Raw genomic sequence first — 18,455 nt, forward strand, 5'->3', positions numbered from 1 at the left:
CCATGGACATCGTGGACACCGCACGTCCGGCTTCGGCGGCGAGCACGGCGACGGAGGCCCTGCTGGTCCCGTCGCCGGCTCGGCGCCGCCGGCGGCGCACGCAGGGGAAGTGGTGGATCCCGTGGGTGTTCCTCGCCCCCGCCCTGCTGCTCTTCCTCGTGTTCCGCTACATCCCGATGGTGCAGGCCGTCTCGATGTCGGTGGAGAACGTCCGCCCCTACCTGGGCAACGAGTTCGTCGGGCTCGCGAACTACCAGACGATCCTGTCGTCGACGGACTTCCGCGATGCGACGATCAACACCCTCGTCCTCGCCCTCGGCCAGACCGCCGGCAGCCTCGGCGTCGGCTTCCTGCTCGCCCTGCTGCTCGAGGGCCAGACCGGGAAGCTCTCGTTCCTGCGCTCGGCCGCCTTCCTTCCCGTGGTCGTGCCGATGGCGGTCATCGCGGAGCTCTGGCGGATCATGTACTACCCCGCCGCCGACGGCTTCCTGAACTCGATCATCGGGTTCGTCGGCCTCGGCCCGAGCGAGTACATCAACAATCCGAGCACCGCGATGGGATCCATCATGGTGATGGGGATCTGGCGCGGCGCCCCGTACGACATGATGATCATCCTCGCCGGGCTCGCCGGCATCGACCGCGGCCTGTACGAGGCGGCGACGGTCGACGGCGCGAACCGCTGGCAGCGGATCCTGCACGTGACCCTGCCCGGCCTGCGCCCGGTGTTCACGATCCTCTTCATCCTGGCCGCGGTGCGCGGCTTCCGGGTGTTCACCGAGGTGTTCCTGATGACCAACGGCGGCCCGAACGGCGCCACCGAGGTCGTCATGACCCTGCTCTACAAACTCGGCCTGGAACAGGGCAAGCTCGGCGTCGGCTCGGCCGGCGCGGTGCTGCTGTTCCTCGCGACGCTGGTGCTGACGGTCTTCGTGCAGCTCATCACCCGCAGGAGGAAGGACGCATGAGCGCCGGCACCGACACCGCCCTCGGACTCACCGAGAGCCGCACGCCCCTCGCGATCGCCGTCAAGGTCGTGCTGTACGCCGTGGTCGCGGTCCTCTTCGCGGGACCGCTGATCGCCCTGCTCGTGGGCGCGTTCAGCGAGGTCTCCGACCCGACCGAGCTCAGCGTGATCCCCAGCCGGCCGACGCTTTCGAACTTCGGCATCGCGATCGACTACGGCGTGCTGAAGTACCTCGCGAACTCGTTCTTCGTCGTCGGCTTCGGCCTGCTGCTGCAGGTCGTCGTCTCGGTGCTCGCCGGTTACGCCCTGGCCCGCAAGCGGTTCCGCTTCTCGGCCCTGGTCATGGTCGCGATCCTCGCGACCATGATGCTGCCCGAGGAGATCCTCGCCCTGCCCCTGTCGATCCTGCTCTCGGATCTGCCGGTCGTGCACATCAACCTCATGGGCACGCTCGCCGGCATGATCGTGCCGCTGGGCGCCTGGGCGTTCTCGATCCTCGTGATGACCGAGTTCATGAAGGACGTGCCGATCGAGCTCGAGGAGGCCGCGCGCATCGACGGCGCCGGGGAGCTCCGCGTGTTCGCGCAGATCATCGTGCCGCTGTGCAAGCCGGCCCTCGGCGTGGTCGGGGTGTTCGGGTTCACGATGATCTGGGACCAGTACCTGCTGCCCCTGCTCGTCTCCACGAGCAACGCGACCTACACGCTGCCGCTCGCGCTGCGCACCCTGCGCATCGACCCCGAGGTCACGCCCGGTGTCATCATGGCGGCCTCGCTGCTCGCGCTCGCCCCCTCTGTGATCGTGTTCCTGCTGTTCCAGCGGTCGTTCGCGCGCGGCCTCACCTCCGGCGCGCTGAAGGGCTGATCGTGACGGTGCTCGAGATCGACGGCGTGGTCGGGATGCGCGATGTGGGCGGGATCCCCGCCGGATCCGCCCGGGTGCGCACGGGAAGGCTCTACCGCTCCGGCGCGCTCTCGTCGGTCGACGACCGGGGCGCGGACGCGATCCGCGCCCTGGTCGGGCGGATCATCGATCTGCGCTCGGACGACGAGGTCGCCGCGGCGCCGACGGCCGTGGGCGAGGTGGAGCTCATCCGCCTCCCGCTGTACCACGGGTCTCCGCGCTCGTTCTTCCTGGAGGGCTACGACCTCGCCGGGATCTACCGGCACCTGCTGGCGGAGTCGATGCCCGAACTCGTCGCGGCGATCCGCGCGATCGCCGCGGGCGAGCCCGCGCTCGTGCACTGCACCGCGGGCAAGGACCGCACGGGTCTCGTGATCGCGCTCGCCCTCGCCGCCGTGGGGGCCGACCGCGAGGAGGTCGTGGCCGATTACGCGCTCACCGCGGAGCTCATCCCCGCCTCCGACCGCCGGGCCACGTCGGAGCGCCTGCGCCGCGCCTATCCCCGGTCGCCGCACGCCGCGGTGCTCGCCACGGAATCCCCCGCGTCCGTCATGCGCGACGTCCTCGCCGAGATCGACCGCGTCCACGGATCCGTGCGCGCCCTGCTCGCCGCGCACGGGCTGACCGCCGCCGAGCTGACGGCCCTCGACGACGCTCTGCTGACCCCCGAGCGTGCTCCGCTCGAGGCGGAGCACGCCCCAGGCGGCGCCGCAGCCGCGCCCGCCGCGCCGCACCCTCCCGTCGCCCCCTCCCCCGGAGAACGCATGACCGCCCCCGCAGACCTCGCCTGGTTCGTCGACGCCCGCCTGGGCATGTTCGTGCACTGGGGCCTCTACTCCCTCGCCGCCCGGCACGAATGGGTGAAGAGCCGGGAGCGGATGGGCGACGCCGACTACGAGAGCTATCGGGAGCACTTCGACCCCGATCGGTTCGATCCGCGCGCCTGGGCCCGCACCGCGCGCGAGGCGGGAGCCGGCTACGTCGTGCTCACCGCGAAGCACCACGACGGCTTCTGCCTCTGGGACTCGGCCCTCACCGACTACACGACGATGAACACGCCCTTCGGCCGGGATGCGGTGGCCGAGTTCGTCGAGGCGTGCCGCGCCGAGGGCCTCCGCGTGGGCCTGTATTACTCCCTCATCGATTGGCACCACGGATCCTTCCCCGTCGACGGCACGCATCCCCAGCGCGACGACGAGGACTTCAAGAAGGCGACCGCCGACCGCGACGTGCGCGACTACCAGCCCTACCTGCACGGCCAGGTGCGCGAGCTGCTCACCCGCTACGGACGCATCGACTACCTGTTCTTCGACTTCTCCTACACGCACCGCCCCGACTACTGGGGCGGGAAGGGCGCGGCGGACTGGGATGCGGACAACCTCCTCGCCCTGGTCCGCGAGTTGCAGCCGGGCATCATCGTCAACGACCGCCTCGGGATCCCGGGCGACATCGTCACCCCGGAGCAGTACCAGCCCCTCGAGCCGATGGCCCGCGACGGGGCGCCGGTGCCGTGGGAGGCCTGCCAGACGCTCAACGGCAGCTGGGGCTACGACCGCGACAACCACGAGTTCAAGACCGCCGAGTCGCTCGTCCGCCTGCTCGTCGACGGCGTCTCGAAGAACGGCAACCTGCTGCTGAACATCGGCCCCGACGGCCGCGGCCGGCTCGGCGCGGACGCCGAGCGGATCTTCCGCGGCATCGGCGACTGGATGGACGACCACGCCCGCGCGATCCACGGCGCGGGCCCCGCGCCGTTCGCCCCGCCGACGGATGTGCGGTACACGCTGCGCGGTGACCGGCTCTACGCGCACCTCTTCGCCTGGCCGTTCAAGCACCTGCACCTGCCGGGGCTCGCCGGCCGGGTGCGGTACGCCCAGCTGATGACCGACGCCTCCGAGCTCGTGCCGCTGCACGTGGATCCGGATCGCGTCGCGCAGAACACGCTCATGGGCGGGCTGCCCGCGGGCACGCTCACCCTCCACCTCCCGCTGCAGCGCCCCGACACGGCCGTGCCGGTCGTGGAGCTGTTCCTGACCGACGACGCGATCGGCTGAGGACCCGCCCCGCCGCGCCTCGCCCGTCCGTCCCACGATCCCGGCACCATCGCCGGGACCGCCGTCGACCCTGCGCCGAGCCCGGCGCCGGGCCCTGTCTCAACGAGGAGAATCATGAAGAGACGCACGTTCATCCTGACCGCCGCCGGTGCCGCCCTGGCGCTCACGGCATCCCCCGTCGCCGCGCAGGCCGTCGGCCCCCGTGCCGCGGGGCTGCCCGCGCGGCCGGGCCGCGGGCCGTACACGTTCGTGTCCGACCTCGCCGCGCTGCAGACCGCGATCGACACCGCCAAGGAGGGCGCGACGATCGTCGTCACGGACGGCACCTACGCCGTGCCCGAGGGATCCCCGATCCGCCTCACGGGCGTGGGCGGGCGGTGGAACAAGCACCTCACGATCACCGCCGAGTCCGTGGGCGGGGTGACGTTCACGGGCGCGCAGAGCTTCGTGTTCGACGCCGCCCACCACGTGACGATCAGCGGCTTCGTGTTCACGCAGTCGACGACCTTCGAGCTCCCCGCCTCCTGCCAGGCCATCACGCTCAGCCGCAACGAGTTCGTCCTCGCCGACATCGAGGGCCTGCACAACGTGATGGTGCGTGCCGACGACACCGTGATCGAGTACAACCACTTCCACGGCAAGTCCACGCTCGGCATCTACCTCGGTATCGAGGGCGGCCAGCCGACCGACATGGCGCAGAACGTGCGCATCCACCACAACCACTTCTCGGACCACACCTTCCCGGGCGACAACGGCGGCGAGCCGATCCGCCTGGGCGTGAGCCCGCGGGCGCTGAGCAGCGCGCACGCGATCGTCGAGTACAACCTCTTCGAGCGGTGCAACGGCGACCCCGAGGCGATCTCCGTGAAGTCCAGCGACAACACGGTGCGCTACAACACCATCCGGGACTCCCTCGGCGGCATCGTGCTGCGGCACGGCAACCGCACCCGGATCGAGTCGAACCACATCCTGAATGGCCAGAACGGCATCCGCATCTACGGCAACGACCACGTGATCGTGAACAACGTGCTCGCCGGGATCGCCGGCTCCGGGGTCGTGATCGGCTGCGGCACGGTGCGCGACCACTACGAGGGCGAGCCGTCGAGCTCGCGCACGAAGAACGACGCCGCCGACCGGATCCGGATCGTCCTGAACTCCCTCGTCGATGTGGGCGGCGGCATCATCGGCGAGACGGCGCGCCCGCTCGAGCCGCACGGCTGCGTCATCGTCGACAACCTGGTGGTGTCGGATCGCGGCTCGCTCGCTCTCGTGCCGAAGTCGCTGGGCTTCACCTGGGCGGGCAACATCCTGTGGGGCGCGGCCGCCGACGGCGACCTGCCCGCGACCGGGTTCACCCGGGTCGATCCGCAGCTCGTGACCGATGCGGCGGGCGTCCCCCGGATCGGCGCGGGCAGCCCCGCCGTGAACGCCGCGACCCAGGATCACTCCGCCATCGTGACGGACGACATCGACGGTCGCCGGCGCATCGGCGTCGCCGACGTCGGCGCGCACGAGGTGTCGTCGGCGCACGCGTGCCGCGCCCCGCTGACGACCGCCGACGCGGGTCCGCTCGCCCCCTGATCCGTCGGTCCCGTCGTAGGCCACCGGGACGGGACGCGGCATCGCGAGAGCGCCGCGTTCCGTCCCGCGCCGTGTCCGTCGGCAGATGCCGCGCCGTGTCCGTCGCGGCTCCCCCGGCCGACGACCGTTCCGGCGCCGTCAGGCGCACCCGCCGCCCGGGTTCGCCGGAGCGCGCCCGGCGACGCTGCTCAGTCCCGCGCAGGCCCCGTCGACCCGCGCACGACGAGCGCGGTGGCGGGGTCGAAGGCCGAGGACGCGGGCGCGTCGCCGGAGCCGATGCCGCCGAGCAGCGCGGACATGGCCAGGTCGCCCTCCTCGCGCAGCGGCGACTTGATCGTGGTGAGCGCGGGAGTGGTGAAGTCCGCGCCGAAGATGTCGTCGAAGCCGATCACGCTGAGATCGCGCGGCACCCCCACCCGCGCCTCCACGAGCTCCTGCATGAGCCCGATCGCGACGAGGTCGTTGTAGGCGAACACGGCGGTCACCCCGGCGTCCCGCACCGCCGCGGCGGCGGCCCGCCCTCCGGCGACCGTGGGGGCGACCGGATCCAGTCGCACCAGCTCGAGCTGCGCCCAATCGCAGCGCTGGGCCAGCAGCTCTCCGCGCCGTCCCGCCGTCCACGACAGGGGCGGCCCCGGCACGTAGGCGATGCGCCGGTGACCGAGACCGCTGAGATGGCGCACGGCCTCGGCGATGCCGGCCTGGATGTCGGGCACGATCGACCGCACCCCCTCGACGAGGCGGTTCACGACGACGACCGGCTTCTGCGCCGCCAGCGACCGGATCTGCTCGTCCGACATGCGGGGTGTCGCGAGCAGCAGCCCGTCGACCATGCGCAGCAGCTGCGCGGCGCGCTCGTACTCGCGCTGGTCCGACTCCTCCGACTCGGTCAGCACGAGCGTGTACCCCTGGCGCGAGGCGGCCGTCTCCGCTCCTCGCACGATGTCGAAGAACACGGGGTTGGTGATGTCCGACACCACGAGGCCGACGATCGAGGTGCGACCGGTCGGCAGCGCCCGCGCCATCGGATTGACCCGGTAGTCGAGGGACTCGGCGGCGGCGCGGATCCGCTTCTCGGTGGCGGCGTTCACCCGACCGGGCTGGTTCAGCGCGCGCGAGACCGTGGACGGGTTGACGCCGGCGAGGCGCGCCACGTCGTAGATCGTGACCTTCTCCGCCCCCGCCGCCGGTGCGGCCGCGGGCGCGGTGGAGTGCTCCTCGGGCATCGGGTTCCCCTCGTCAGACCACCACGGACGCGTCCAGCCTACGGAGTGCGCGATCGACGAGCGTGCGCACGCGCTCATCCAGCGCCGCATCCCCGGTGCGCAGCACGTCGGGGTCGACGCCGCGGCCGGCTCTCTCCTCCCCCAGGATCCAAGCGGCGACGACCGAGGCCGTGGCATCGGCCGCGTGCCCGGCGGCGATCGCCGAGCGCAGCACGGGCAGGATCCGCTGCGGGAGCTTGTGCCGTGCGCCCTCCGCGATCTGGGCGAGCCGGTGGCGGATGCGCGGATTCGCGAAACGCGTGCGCGTCGCCTCGATCGCGGCCTCCAGCTCCGCGTCCGGCAGGCGGCAGCTCGCCGCGGCGGTCTCCCAGTACTCCTCGACGAGGTCGCGCAGACGCGGATCCGCGAACGCCTCCGCGACGTCCGTCAGCCCGTGCAGCAGGCCGTGGTGGGCGAGCAGGGAGTGCGCCCCGTTGAGCAGCCGGAGCTTGCGCTCCTCGTACGGGACGAGGTCGTCGACGATGCGCGCGCCCGCCGAGGCCCAGTCGGGCGCGGGCAGGGCGCCGGGTTCCAGGAGCCACTCCGAGAACGGCTCGCAGACGACGACGGCCTCGTCGCGCACGCCGCTCAGCCGTTCCGCCGTGGCGAGGTCGTCGGCGACCGTGCGCGGGGTGATGCGGTCGACCATCGACGAGCGGAAGCGGACGTTCTCCTCGATCCAGCTCGTGAGCCCGGCAGCGGCCGGATCCGCCTCCTCCCAGGCGCGCGCCGCGTCGAGGACCACGGCACCGGCGAGCCGTCCGTTGCCGACCAGGTTGTCGCAGCTGATGACCTCGAGCGGTCCCGCGCCGGCCCGCCGGCGGGCATCGAGCCCGAGCGCGATCCGCACCGGGGCGGTCACCGCGCCGTGCGTTCCCGGGGCGCGGAGGTCCTGTCGCACCGCGGGGTCGGCGAGGTCGAGACGCCCCGCGTCCCCGCCCGGCGCGCGGGGGTCGAGACGATACCCCGCCTCGGTGATCGTGAGGGTGAGGACGGTGACGGCCGGATCCGCGAGCGCACCCTCCCACGCCGCCCGGTCGGCGCCGTCGTGCGCGCGCCGGATCGCGGTGATCTGCTCGATCGCGTCGACCTCGGGACCGCGCACGAGAAGGGTGTACGCCCCTCGGCGCCGGGCGAGGATGCGCGCCTGCTCGGGCGACCGCCCGGTGAAGCCGACGAGGCTCCAGCCGCCGGCGTCGGCGGCGTGCTGCGTGTACCAGGCCTGGTGCGCGCGATGGAATGCTCCGAGCCCCAGGTGCGCGACGATCCGCTCCGCCATCCGTGTCCTCTCCCGACCCGGTTCCGGGGTCTTCCGTCATTCTAGTGGCAACCGCTTGCCATACGCCGCACGTCGGTACGAGAGGGCCGCGGCCCCGACGCAGCACGAACAGGCCGAGGCCCCGACGCGGCACGCGCGGGTCGCGCCGACCGGGTGCCGGAGCGCGGGCTCCGGCACCCGGCACCGCTCAGGGGGCGCTGGGGCCGACGTTCGCGGTGGTGAGCGGAGCCCGCGTCGCCGGGCTGGTCGTGACCTCCTGGGCGCCGATGTCGTACACGCCCGTGCGCGCACGCCCGTCGAGGTCGTCGGAGACCCAGTTCGCGTGGTTCGTCTGCGTCGCCGCGTTCACCGCCGGGCTCGAGGCCGTGATCTTCCAGGTGCCGGCCGCGTCCTGCGCGAGCTGCGGATCCACCCGCGTGAACCCGACCTTCGGGATGTTCCCGTTCGCCGCGGCGCCCCAAAGGAGGTTGCCCCGCCAGTAGAAGTCCTGCATGAGCGGGACGTTGCCGAGGTAGCCCGTCTGCCCGCGCACGATGTTGTCGACGATCGTGACGTTGAGCGGCGGCACCGTGCGGTTGGTCTCGCCGATGATCCCGCCGCCGTTGTCGACGAGCGTGTTGAGCGCGATCCGGATCCGGTCGGGGGCGTCGTTGCCGCGACGGGAGTCCGCCGGCTCCCCCGCGTAGTGATCGCGCTCGGTGCCGGATCCGATCACGATCGCCTCCTTGCTCAGCCCCGCCACGTAGTTGTTCACGATCACGTGGTCGTTGCCGTAGATGCGGATGCCGTTCGCGCCGCCGATGATCCGGTTGCCGGCCACCGTGTTGCCGTTGCCGTGCCGCAGCACGATGCCGCCGAAGCTGTTGCGGATCGTGTTGTAGCGGATCGTGTTGCCGCTCGACTTCACCGAGATCGTCTCGGGGTCGCCGTTGGCGTTCTCGAAGAGGTTGTTCTCGACGATCGCGCCGGCCGTGCTCAGCGCGCGCGGGCTGACCCCGAGCCGGATGCACTCGCCGCCGTTGGCACCGGAGAAGCTCTGGTCGGAGAAGTAGTTGTGGTGCACCCGGACGCCGGTGGCCATCTCGGTCGTGCCCGCACCCTCGATGCCCAGGTAGACGCCGATCGTGCTCTTGCCGTGGAACCAGCTGTACTCGACGACGGAGTCGTCGGCGCGCACCATGAGGTTGTGCTCGGCGCTCTGCGCGAAGACGAACTCGTCACGGCTGAAGGTGATGGCACGGCTGTCGGCCGGCACCTCGAGGGTCGTGGACTGGGTGAAGCGGAATCCTCGCAGCACCACGTCGTGCGCGCCGGAGAAGGTGAAGCTGGACGCGCCGGTGAGCGTCACGCCCCCGACCGTCTCCGCAGCGATGGTCACGGGGGTGCCCGTGGCGCCTCCGCCGGAGATCGCGATCGCGGATCCCACCGCGTACGTGCCGTTCTTCAGGATGATCGTGTCGCCGGCGTGCGCGGAGGCGATCGCCGCCTGCAGCTGGGCCAGGGTGCTCACCGTGACCGTCGACGCGGTCGTCGCGGCGCCCTCGGCCGCCACGGCTGCGCCGGCCGGCGCTGCCGCGAGGGGGCCGACGCCGGCCGCACCGGCCTGAGCCGCGCTGAGGGACGAGGGGGCGGGACGCTCGGCGGCGTTCGCGACGCCCGCACCGCTGAGCGCGAGTGCGGCGATGGCGGTGGCCGCGAGCAGTGATCGAGTTGTCTTCATCTGAGGTTCCGATCTTCATCGATGGATCTCCGCCGGCGCTGCCCGGACGACGCCGGCGGCGCGCACCAGTCCCGTGACGCAGAGCGCCCTCGTGCGGCGCGCGGCGGATCTCATGGGGAAACTGCCTTCGCTCCGATCATGACGATCTCGGAGACTTTTGGCAAGCGTTTGCCACGCTTTCCCGCGAGATCCCCCGGAGGGCGGAAGACACGGATACTCGCGCCCTCCCGCCGGATCCTCAGCCGAGGTAGCCGCGGAGCGTCGCCGCCTCGGCGGCGAGGGACGACGGATCGTCTCCCGGCACGAACTCGAGCAGCGCATCGCGCGGCGGCAGCGGTGCGCTCTCGGCGGCCTCGGCGAACGCCCGCCACAGCCCGTCGCGTGCTCCCAGGGCGAGACGCTCGGTCGACGGCCACCACGAGAACACGTGCACGGCCGAGACCCGGTCGGCGATCCGCCGGTACTCCGCGACCGCGACGTCGTCGGTCGCGGCGACGGTGGGCTGCCAGTACGTCGACAGGTGCGGGCTGCCGACCTCGTCCAGCACCCGCAGCGTCTGCTCCGCGTCGTCGGCGAGCGTGCGGCCGTGGAACTCCAGGGCGAGCGAGATGCCGCGCGCGCCGGCCTGCTCCGCCGCCACCGCCAGGGCGTCGATGGTCGCCGCGCGCTCCCGGCCGGTGGCGTCCGCGGATCCGATCCGCCCCGCCCAGACCCGGATCCGGTCGGCGCCGAGCGCCTCCGCCGCGTCGAGCACCGGGGCGACGTCCTCACCCGCCTCCGCCCGGAAGTACGACCCGTACGAGGCGACGGCGAGACCGGCGTCGGCCGTGAGCCGGGCGACCTCCGCCGCCCGCGCGACGTCGCCGGGAGGGACGTGCACGTCGCCGCCCCACTCGATCGCCTGCAGCCCCGCATCGGCGGCGAGCGCGGCGATCGCCGCCGGATCCAGTTGCCGGAAGGTCACGGAGCACAGCCCCGGTCGGATGCTCATGTGGTCAGCCTTTCACGTCGTGCGCGATCACCCGCGAGACCGAACCTCCGTCGCGAGACGGCGGCGGAATCGCGCGGTCTCGCGGGGCAGGTTCGGTCTCGCGGGCATCAGAACTCAGGGCAGGTGCGGCGAGACCGCCTCGCCGAACGACGTGGCGGTGCGCTGCACCACCGCCGCCGGATCCTGCGCCCAGATGTCGGCGTTGAAGATCTCGACCTCGATGTCGCGGTCGTAGCCGGTCGCCATGACGGCCCGTGTCAGGGATCCGAAGTCGATGACGCCGTCTCCGGGGTAGTGGCGGCTGAGCAGCACGTCGGCGGGCAGCGGCGTCTTCCAGTCGCACACCTGATACGTCGCGATCCGGCCCTCGCGGCCGGCGCGCGCGATCTGGTCGAGCACCTGCGGATCCCACCAGATGTGGAACGTGTCGACCGCGGCGCCGACGACCGCCGGGTCGAAGTCCGCCGCGATGTCGAGCGCCTGGCCGAGGGTGGACACGACGCACCGGTCGGATCCGAACATCGGGTGCAGCGGCTCGATCGCGAGCGTCACGCCCGCGGCGGCCGCGTCGGCGGACAGCACGCCGATCGCGTCGCGCACGCGCTCCCTTGCTCCGACGAGGTCGCGCGATCCCTCGGGCAGGCCACCCGCGACGAGCACGAGCACCGCGGTGGATCCCTCGGCTCCGGCGGCGGCCAGGGTCGCGGTCTCCTCGATCGCGCGGCGGTTGTCATCGAGCGCGGCGACGCGCTCGGGCCCCTCCGGCAGGGTGAAGAACCCGCCCCGGCAGTGCGTCGTGAAGCGCAGCCCGGATCCGGCGAGCATCCGCGCCGCCTCGTCGAGACCGACCTCGTGCACGGGCTCGCGCCAGAGGCCGATGCCCTGCACGCCCGCCTCGGCGGTCACCCGGAGCGCGGTCGCGAGGTCGGCGTACTTGATCGTGGCCTGGTTGATCGACAGGCGCGGGTCGACGGCGGTCACGCGTCCACCCCGTTCAGCGCGAGCATGCCGTGCCAGCGCTCGCGGGCGAGCTCCGGATCCTCCAGGGCCAGCGAGGCGTTCGCGAGCTCGACGATGCGGCTGAGGTGCGGCAGGCTGCGCGCGGAGTGCAGGCCGCCCACCATCTGGAACGCGGGCTGATGCCCGTTCAGCCAGGCGAGGAAGGCGACGCCGGTCTTGTAGTAGAACGTCGGCGCGGCGAAGACCTGACGGCTGAGCTCCTCGGTCGGCCCGAGGATCTCCCGGTACCGGGACGGATCCCCCGCGTCGAGCGCCTGGATCGCCGCCGACGCGACCGGCGTGATCGCCGCGAACGCGCCGAGCAGCGCGTCGGAGTGTCCCCCTCCGGTCGTTGAGCGAGCGAAGCGAGACGAAGCGCGGCGCCCTTCAGACGACCGCGTTTCGTCTCGGTCGGCTTCGCCGTCCTCGCTCAACGACCCCGTGGTGTCGCCGCCGATCAGGCCGACGTAGTTGAAGTCGTCGCCGGTGAACATGCGCACGCCCTCGGGGAGCCGCTCGCGCACCGCGATCTCGGACTCCGCGTTCAGCAGGCTCATCTTCACGCCCGCGACCTTGCCCGGGTTCTCGGCGATGATCCGCAGCAGCGTCTCGGACGCCTCGCGCCAGTCAGGGGATCCGAAGTATCCCTCCAGCTGCGGGTCGAACGCGGTGCCGAGCCAGTGGAGCACGACCGGGGTGGTCGCCCGCTGCAGCACCGCCGCGTACACGCGCAGGTAGTCGGTGCGCGACTCCGCGACGCGGGCGAGATGACGCGAGGCCATGAGCACCGGCCCCGCGCCCTGCTCCGCGGTGAAGTGCAGCTGCTCGACATAGGCGTCGATCACCTGCGGCAGCGGGATGCGCTCCTCGTCGACGTGGTCGGTGTTCACGCCGACGACGACGGATCCGCCTTCCTCGCGCGCCACCTGGGCGCTGCGGGCGATCAGCTCACGCGTGGCCGCGGCGTCCAGGCCCATGTTGCGCTGCGCCGTGTCCATCGCGTCGGCGACGCCGAGCCCCCAGGAGTACACGTTGCGGCGGAACGCGAGCGTGGCATCCCAGTCGATGTCGGCCGGCTGCCCGGGGGTGTTGTCGGCGTGCGTCTTCGGCACCACGTGGGCGGCGGCGTAGGCGACGCGGCTGCGCAGCGGTGCGGTCGGACGCGCGTAGGCGCCGGAGGCGTTGAGCTCGGCCTCGGAGGTCGCCCCGCCGGCCGAGAGGAGGCGGATCGTCGTCATCGGATCCGCCCTCAGTCCAGGCTCAGCGCGGGCAGCGCGATCTTGCGCCCCTCGGCGGAGGACTGCAGGCCCGCCTCGGCGAGCTGCACTCCGCGGGCCCCGGCGAGCAGGTCGAAGGCGTAGTCGGTGCCGAGCACGTAGGAGGCGAGGTACTCCTCCCACTGCTGGCGGAAGCCGTTGAGGAAGACGTCGTTCACGGGCACCTCGGCCCAGTCCGCGTCGTAGTCGTGCTCGTCGGCGAGGTCGGGGTTCCACACCGGCTTCGGAGTGGCGTTGCGGTGCTGGATCTTGGCCCCGAACAGGCCCACGACCGCGGATCCGTGCGTGCCGTCGACCTGGAACTCGACGAGCTCGTCACGGTTCACGCGCACGGTCCAGCTGGAGTTGATCTCGGCGACGATGCCGCCCTCGAGCTCGAAGATGCCGTACGCCGCGTCCTCGGCGGTGGCGGTGTAGTGCTCGCCCTTCTCGTCCCAGCGGTCGGAGATGTGCACGGCGGCCTGCGCATAGACGCTCGTGACCTCGCCGAACAGGTTCTCCAGCACGTAGTTCCAGTGCGGGAACATGTCGCTGATGATGCCCCCGCCGTCCTCGCTGCGGTAGTTCCAGCTCGGACGCTGCGCCGGCTGCCAGTCGCCCTCGAACACCCAGTAGCCGAACTCGCCGCGCACCGAGAGGATCCGCCCGAAGAAGCCGGAGTCGATGAGGCGCTTGAGCTTCTGCAGGCCCGGCAGGTAGAGCTTGTCGTGCACGACGCCGGTCTTCACGCCCGCCGCCTGCGCCAGACGCGCGAGCTCCAGGGCCTCCTCGACCGACTCGGCCGTGGGCTTCTCGGTGTAGATCGCCTTGCCCGCGGCGATGGCCTTGCGGATCGCGGCCGCGCGGGCCTTGGTCACGAGGAAGTCGGCGTAGATCTCCCACTGCGGATCCGCGAGCGCGGCGTCGAGATCGGTCGTCCAGTCCTCGATGCCGTGCTGGGCGGCGAGCTCGGCGAGCTTCTGCGCGCTGCGGCCCACGAGGATCGGCTTGACCGTGACGCGGGTGCCGTCGGGCAGCTCGATGCCGCCCTGGTCGCGGATCGCGAGGATCGAGCGCACCAGGTGCTGGCGATAGCCCATGCGCCCGGAGACGCCGTTCATGATGATGCCGATCTCGCGGGTGCTGCTCTCCGCCACGATGCTTCCTTCCGTTCCGATGCCCGCCGGTCGTCGTTCGTCGGATCCGATACGGGTAAGCGCTTTCCAGTTCCCTCATCCTGACATGGGAACGCGCTTTCCGCAACCGACGGGGTCGCGCGGCCCCGGGTCCACTACCGCCACAGGGGCACTCCGCTCCGGCCACTCGCCTCCCGTCGCAGGGGCCAGTCCGTTCCGGCCACTCCGCTCCCGCCGAAGGGGCCAGTCCGCTCCCGCCGCAGGGGCCAGTCCGCTCCCGCCGCAGGGGGCACTCCGTTCCCGCCGCAGGGGGCACTCCGTTCCGGCAAGTCCGCTCCGGCCACTCAGCTCCCGTCGCAGGGGCCGCTCCGTTCCGGCCAGTCCGCTCAGGTCGCAAAAGATCCGCTCAGGTCGCAAAAGATCCGCTCAGGTCGCAGAAGATGTCGTAATTCGGGGGCCGGAACGACATTTTCTGCGACGGGAGCAACCGCGCCGCCCGCTCGAAACACGCGCCGCCCGCTCGAAGGCAGGGCGGCGCGCGCGCCGGGGCGCCGCTGGCGCGACGGCGCGACGGCGCGACGGCTCTAGGCGCTCGCGCGGACGATGAGCGACGGCATCAACAGCGGCGGATCCGCGACGTCACGCCCCTCGACCCGATCCACGAGGATCCGGACGGCCCGCTCCCCCAGAGCGGCGAAGTCCTGTCGCACGGTGGTCAGCGGCGGCCGGAACTCGGCAGCGTCCGCGATGTCGTCGAACCCGACCACGGCGATGTCCTCGGGCACGCGCCGGCCGGCGTCGGCGAACGCGCGCAGCAGGCCCAGCGCCATCTGGTCGTTGGCCGCGAACACGGCGGAGACTGCGGGGTCGGCGACGAGCGCTTCGCCGATCCGGTGCCCGTCCGCCGCGGACCAGTCGCCGCGCAGGGGATCCGGCGCGGTGCGACCGCGGGCCTCGAGGGCCTCACGCCAGCCGCGCTCGCGCTCCGCCGCCGCGAAGGAGTCCGCGGGCCCGGCCACGTGGTGCACCGTCGTCGCGCCGCGATCGAGGAGGTGCGCCGTCGCCGCGCGCGCACCCGCCGCATGGTCGGTGCCGATCACCGTGAACCGCGGATCGGCAGGGGCGTCGACGACGACGAGCGCCAGGCCGGCGGGATCCGCGTCGCGGGCCAGCGCGGATGCCTCGTTCAGCACGATCGCGCCGTCGACGTCCTGATCGTGCAGGCGGTCGAACGCGTCGACGATCCGGCCGTCCGCGCCCAGGGTGACGAGGGCGAGAGCGTAGCCGCGGACCTCCGCCGCCTCGGCCACCGCCTGCAGCATGCGCGAGTTGCCGACCGTGGCGAGGGTCTGCGCCACGACGCCGATCGTCATCGACCGGCCGGTGCGCAGTGCCCGAGCCGCGCGATGCGGACGGTAGCCGAGCTCGGCCATCGCGGCCTCGACCCGTTCCCGCGTGGCCGGATCCACCCGGGGGCTGTCATTGACGACGCGCGAGACCGTCTGGCCGGAGACGCCGGCGCGCGCGGCGACCATCGCCATCGACACGCGGCCGCTGGGCTTCGGCCCTCGACGGCGGCCGGGGGTTCCGTCGGCGATCAGGCGCGGCTCATCGAGCTCGTCGTCGTGCTTCGGCATCGTTCCGCCTCTCCCCCGGAGCGCTTCCGCGCACCGAACTCAGGATTGTTGACGCTATCACGCCGCGTGCCCTATCGTGTTTACGTGAACATGGAATCGGATCCTGAGTTCGGCACCCCCGCGGAACCCACCGCGAACGGCACCCCCGCGGAACCCACCGCGAACGGAACCCCCGCGGAACCCACCGCGACCGTTCCCTCGAACGGCGCACCGAACCCGGCCCCCGGAAGCCCGGACGCCGTGCTCTCGGTCACGCCGCTCGGGGCGGGCGTGGTCCGGCGCACCACGGTGCTCGCCGACGGCCGCGACCTCGTGTACTACGACGATCCTGGCACCGCCCTCGGAGCGGAGCGCCGGGTCGACGCGCGCATCCTCGACCCGCGTCCGGACACCGCGGCGATGCGGCAGGACGTGCTCACGGGCGACTGGATCACGTTCGCCACCCGCCGCCAGAACCGCGTGATGATGCCGAGCACGGACGCGGATCCGCTCGCCCCGCAGTCGGCGACGAACCCGTCCGAGGTTCCGTCGCGCTACGACGTCGCCGTGTTCGAGAACCGCTCCCCGTCGTTCGGGCCCGCCCTCGCCGCCGCCGTCGGCACCGCACCCGCCGCGATCGACCCGCCGCACGGCCTCGCCGACCTCGAGGAGGTCGGGCTGGAGCGCACCCGCACCAGCGTCGGCCGGTGCGAGGTCGTCTGCTTCAGCCCCGAGCACGCCGGATCCTTCGGCACCCAGTCGGTCACCCGTGCCCGCACGGTGATCGAGGCCTGGGCCGACCGCACGGCCGTGCTGTCCGCCCTGCCCGGCATCGAGCAGGTGTTCCCATTCGAGAACCGCGGCGAGGCCATCGGCGTGACCCTGCCGCATCCGCACGGGCAGATCTACGCCTACCCCTACGTCACCCCGCGCACGCAGCGGCTGCGCGAGAGCATCGCCCGCACCGGCGGCGACCTGTTCGCGCGGATCCTCGAGACGGAGCAGGCCTCGGAGCGGGTCGTGCTGCAGGGCGAGCATTGGACGGCGTTCGTGCCGTTCGCCGCGCGCTGGCCGCTGGAGGTGCAGCTGCTCCCGCACCGGCAGGCGCCCGATTTCGCGGCGCTGAGCGACGCGGAGCGCGACGAGCTCGCCCCGCTCTACCTGCGCCTGCTGCGCGGTGTCGATGCCCTGTACGAGACCCCGACGCCCTACATCGCGGCCTGGCACCAGGCCCCGGTCCACGTGGGCCGCGACACGATCCGGATGCGGCTCGAGCTGACGAGCCCCCGTCGCGCCGCCGACAAGCTGAAGTTCCTGGCCGGATCCGAATCCGCCATGTCCGCGTGGACCGCCGAGATCCTGCCCGAGGAGGCGGCCGCGCGCCTGCGCGACGCGATCACCTCCGTGCCCGTCACCGCCGAGGAGACCCGATGACCGCCACCCGCACCGACTCCCCGTCCTCCGCCGTCGCGGGCGCCGAGGACCTGTTCCGCACCCTCACCGGATCCGCGCCGGCGGGCGTCTGGTCGGCTCCCGGACGCGCGAACCTCATCGGCGAGCACACCGACTACAACGACGGCTTCGTGCTGCCCTTCGCGATCCAGCACCGCACCGCCGCCGCCGCACGGCTGCGCACCGACGGACGGATCCGCGTCGCGTCGACCTTCGCCCCGGAGCCCGTCGAGGTCGCCCTCGCCGATCTGGAGACGCTGTTCCCCGCAGGCTCCCGCGCGGCGCGCGGCCGCGACGCGGTGCCGGAGTGGGCCGCCTATCCCCTGGGCGTCGCCTGGGCGCTGCGCGCGCTCGTCCCCGCCTGGGTCGCCGGGACGCTGCCCGGCATCGACCTCGCGATCGCCTCGGAGGTCCCGGTGGGCGCGGGGCTCTCGTCCTCTGCCGCGATCGAGGGGGCCGCCGGATCCGCGCTGAACGCACTGTGGGGCCTCGACCTCGACGCCGTGACGCTCGCCCGGGCGGGACGCCGCGCGGAGAACGAGGCCGTGGGCGCCCCGACCGGGATCATGGACCAGATGGCGTCGATGCTCGGGCAGGCCGATGCGGCCGTGTTCCTCGACTGCCGCTCGCTCGAGACGCGCTCGATCCCCCTCGGGTTCGCCGAGGCCGGGCTCGAGGTGCTCGTGATCGACACCGGCGTGAAGCACGCGCACTCCACCGGCGGCTACGGGGAGCGCCGGGCGTCCTGCGAGCGGGGGGCCGCGGCACTGGGGGTCGCCGCGCTGCGCGACGTGACGCCTGCGGATCTGCCCCGTGCCGCAGAGCTGCTGGATCCCGTCGACTTCCGGCGGGTCCGCCACGTGGTCACCGAGGATCAGCGCGTTCTCGACATGGTCGCGGCCCTCACCGCCGACGGGCGCTCCCGGGGGCTCCCGGAGGACGTGATCGGCGACCTGCTCGTCGCCTCGCACGCCTCGCTGCGCGACGACTTCGAGGTCTCCATCCCCGAGCTCGACACCGCGGTCGACACGGCTCTCGCGCACGGCGCGATCGGCGCGCGGATGACCGGCGGCGGCTTCGGCGGCGCGGCGATCGCGCTCGTCGACCGCGCCCTCGTCGCAGCGGTGTCCGATGCCGTGCGCGCCGCCTTCTCGGCGCGCGGCTTCGCCGAGCCGCACCTGTTCACGGTCGTCCCCGCCGCCGGCCCCCGCCGCGACGCCTGACCCGACGCCGGTTCTC

14 protein-coding genes are annotated in these 18,455 nt (G+C 72.5%); 6 read left to right on the top strand and 8 right to left on the bottom strand.

The genetic code is table 11. The annotated features are described in order from the left end of the window. The first annotated feature begins 2 nt into the window (after positions 1-2). The 4 genes from WFJ01_RS00345 to WFJ01_RS00360 all read left to right on the top strand — a co-directional run bounded on the left by WFJ01_RS00345 (position 3) and on the right by WFJ01_RS00360 (position 5,502). The gene (locus tag WFJ01_RS00345; protein ID WP_336627859.1) at positions 3-965 is read left to right on the top strand and encodes a carbohydrate ABC transporter permease; all 963 of its coding nucleotides are present in this window, start codon (positions 3-5) and stop codon (positions 963-965) included. Next, positions 962-1,828 carry a carbohydrate ABC transporter permease gene (locus tag WFJ01_RS00350; protein ID WP_251447954.1) on the top strand — a complete coding sequence of 289 codons (867 nt, stop codon included), beginning with the start codon at positions 962-964 and terminating at the stop codon, positions 1,826-1,828. Before WFJ01_RS00345 ends, WFJ01_RS00350 begins: the two co-directional genes overlap by 4 nt. A gap of 2 nt (positions 1,829-1,830) precedes the next feature. Beyond that, positions 1,831-3,921, top strand: a complete 2,091-nt coding sequence (locus WFJ01_RS00355; protein ID WP_336627860.1) for an alpha-L-fucosidase — start codon at positions 1,831-1,833, stop codon at positions 3,919-3,921. A gap of 114 nt (positions 3,922-4,035) precedes the next feature. Then, a complete protein-coding gene (locus tag WFJ01_RS00360) occupies positions 4,036-5,502 on the top strand; it encodes a polysaccharide lyase 6 family protein (RefSeq protein WP_336627861.1) in 1,467 nt (488 codons plus the stop codon). 188 nt (positions 5,503-5,690) lie between these two features. Here the strand turns inward: WFJ01_RS00360 and WFJ01_RS00365 are convergent, their stop codons facing one another. The 8 genes from WFJ01_RS00365 to WFJ01_RS00400 form a co-directional block, all read right to left on the bottom strand. Further along, the gene (locus tag WFJ01_RS00365) at positions 5,691-6,728 is read right to left on the bottom strand and encodes a LacI family DNA-binding transcriptional regulator (protein WP_251447958.1); all 1,038 of its coding nucleotides are present in this window, start codon (positions 6,726-6,728) and stop codon (positions 5,691-5,693) included. A gap of 13 nt (positions 6,729-6,741) precedes the next feature. Further along, complete coding sequence (locus tag WFJ01_RS00370; protein WP_336627862.1) at positions 6,742-8,046, bottom strand: mannitol dehydrogenase family protein; 1,305 nt, start codon at positions 8,044-8,046, stop codon at positions 6,742-6,744. A 187-nt stretch (positions 8,047-8,233) separates the two neighbouring features. Then, on the bottom strand, positions 8,234-9,766 hold the full coding sequence (locus tag WFJ01_RS00375) for a polysaccharide lyase 6 family protein (protein WP_336627863.1): 1,533 nt from the start codon (positions 9,764-9,766) through the stop codon (positions 8,234-8,236). A gap of 238 nt (positions 9,767-10,004) precedes the next feature. Then, positions 10,005-10,757 (bottom strand): sugar phosphate isomerase/epimerase family protein, encoded by a 753-nt coding sequence (locus tag WFJ01_RS00380; RefSeq protein WP_251447966.1) that lies wholly within the window; start codon positions 10,755-10,757, stop codon positions 10,005-10,007. A gap of 114 nt (positions 10,758-10,871) precedes the next feature. Continuing rightward, positions 10,872-11,738 carry a sugar phosphate isomerase/epimerase family protein gene (locus WFJ01_RS00385; protein ID WP_336627864.1) on the bottom strand — a complete coding sequence of 289 codons (867 nt, stop codon included), beginning with the start codon at positions 11,736-11,738 and terminating at the stop codon, positions 10,872-10,874. Beyond that, positions 11,735-12,994, bottom strand: a complete 1,260-nt coding sequence (locus tag WFJ01_RS00390; protein ID WP_336627865.1) for a dihydrodipicolinate synthase family protein — start codon at positions 12,992-12,994, stop codon at positions 11,735-11,737. The genes WFJ01_RS00385 and WFJ01_RS00390 overlap by 4 nt, the downstream gene beginning before the upstream one ends. 11 nt (positions 12,995-13,005) lie before the next feature. Next, positions 13,006-14,133: a Gfo/Idh/MocA family protein gene (locus tag WFJ01_RS00395; protein WP_336628183.1), complete on the bottom strand. Its 1,128-nt coding sequence runs from the start codon at positions 14,131-14,133 to the stop codon at positions 13,006-13,008. A 599-nt stretch (positions 14,134-14,732) separates the two neighbouring features. Then, the gene (locus WFJ01_RS00400; protein WP_336628184.1) at positions 14,733-15,689 is read right to left on the bottom strand and encodes a LacI family DNA-binding transcriptional regulator; all 957 of its coding nucleotides are present in this window, start codon (positions 15,687-15,689) and stop codon (positions 14,733-14,735) included. 180 nt (positions 15,690-15,869) lie between these two features. On the opposite strand from WFJ01_RS00400, the gene galT reads away from it, so the two are divergent. Both galT and galK read left to right on the top strand, forming a co-directional pair. Then, entirely contained in the window at positions 15,870-17,198 is a 1,329-nt protein-coding gene (gene galT, locus WFJ01_RS00405; protein WP_336627866.1) for a galactose-1-phosphate uridylyltransferase, read from the top strand. Continuing rightward, entirely contained in the window at positions 17,195-18,439 is a 1,245-nt protein-coding gene (gene galK, locus WFJ01_RS00410) for a galactokinase (RefSeq protein WP_336627867.1), read from the top strand. Before galT ends, galK begins: the two co-directional genes overlap by 4 nt. Positions 18,440-18,455: the final 16 nt, after the last annotated feature.

The sequence above is a fragment of the Microbacterium sp. MMO-35 genome, from assembly GCF_037147555.1.
Classification (GTDB): domain Bacteria; phylum Actinomycetota; class Actinomycetes; order Actinomycetales; family Microbacteriaceae; genus Microbacterium.

Bases quoted from the DNA above. Each gene is read 5' to 3' on its own strand.
- WFJ01_RS00380 (WP_251447966.1), bottom strand. From the start codon at position 10,757: ATGAGCATCCGACCGGGGCTGTGCTCCGTGACCTTCCGGCAACTGGAT.
- WFJ01_RS00365 (WP_251447958.1), bottom strand. From the start codon at position 6,728: ATGCCCGAGGAGCACTCCACCGCGCCCGCGGCCGCACCGGCGGCGGGG.
- WFJ01_RS00345 (WP_336627859.1), top strand. From the start codon at position 3: ATGGACATCGTGGACACCGCACGTCCGGCTTCGGCGGCGAGCACGGCG.
- WFJ01_RS00390 (WP_336627865.1), bottom strand. From the start codon at position 12,994: ATGACGACGATCCGCCTCCTCTCGGCCGGCGGGGCGACCTCCGAGGCC.
- WFJ01_RS00395 (WP_336628183.1), bottom strand. From the start codon at position 14,133: ATGAACGGCGTCTCCGGGCGCATGGGCTATCGCCAGCACCTGGTGCGC.
- WFJ01_RS00370 (WP_336627862.1), bottom strand. From the start codon at position 8,046: ATGGCGGAGCGGATCGTCGCGCACCTGGGGCTCGGAGCATTCCATCGC.
- galK (WP_336627867.1), top strand. From the start codon at position 17,195: ATGACCGCCACCCGCACCGACTCCCCGTCCTCCGCCGTCGCGGGCGCC.
- WFJ01_RS00360 (WP_336627861.1), top strand. From the start codon at position 4,036: ATGAAGAGACGCACGTTCATCCTGACCGCCGCCGGTGCCGCCCTGGCG.
- WFJ01_RS00350 (WP_251447954.1), top strand. From the start codon at position 962: ATGAGCGCCGGCACCGACACCGCCCTCGGACTCACCGAGAGCCGCACG.
- WFJ01_RS00400 (WP_336628184.1), bottom strand. From the start codon at position 15,689: ATGGCGATGGTCGCCGCGCGCGCCGGCGTCTCCGGCCAGACGGTCTCG.
- WFJ01_RS00375 (WP_336627863.1), bottom strand. From the start codon at position 9,766: ATGAAGACAACTCGATCACTGCTCGCGGCCACCGCCATCGCCGCACTC.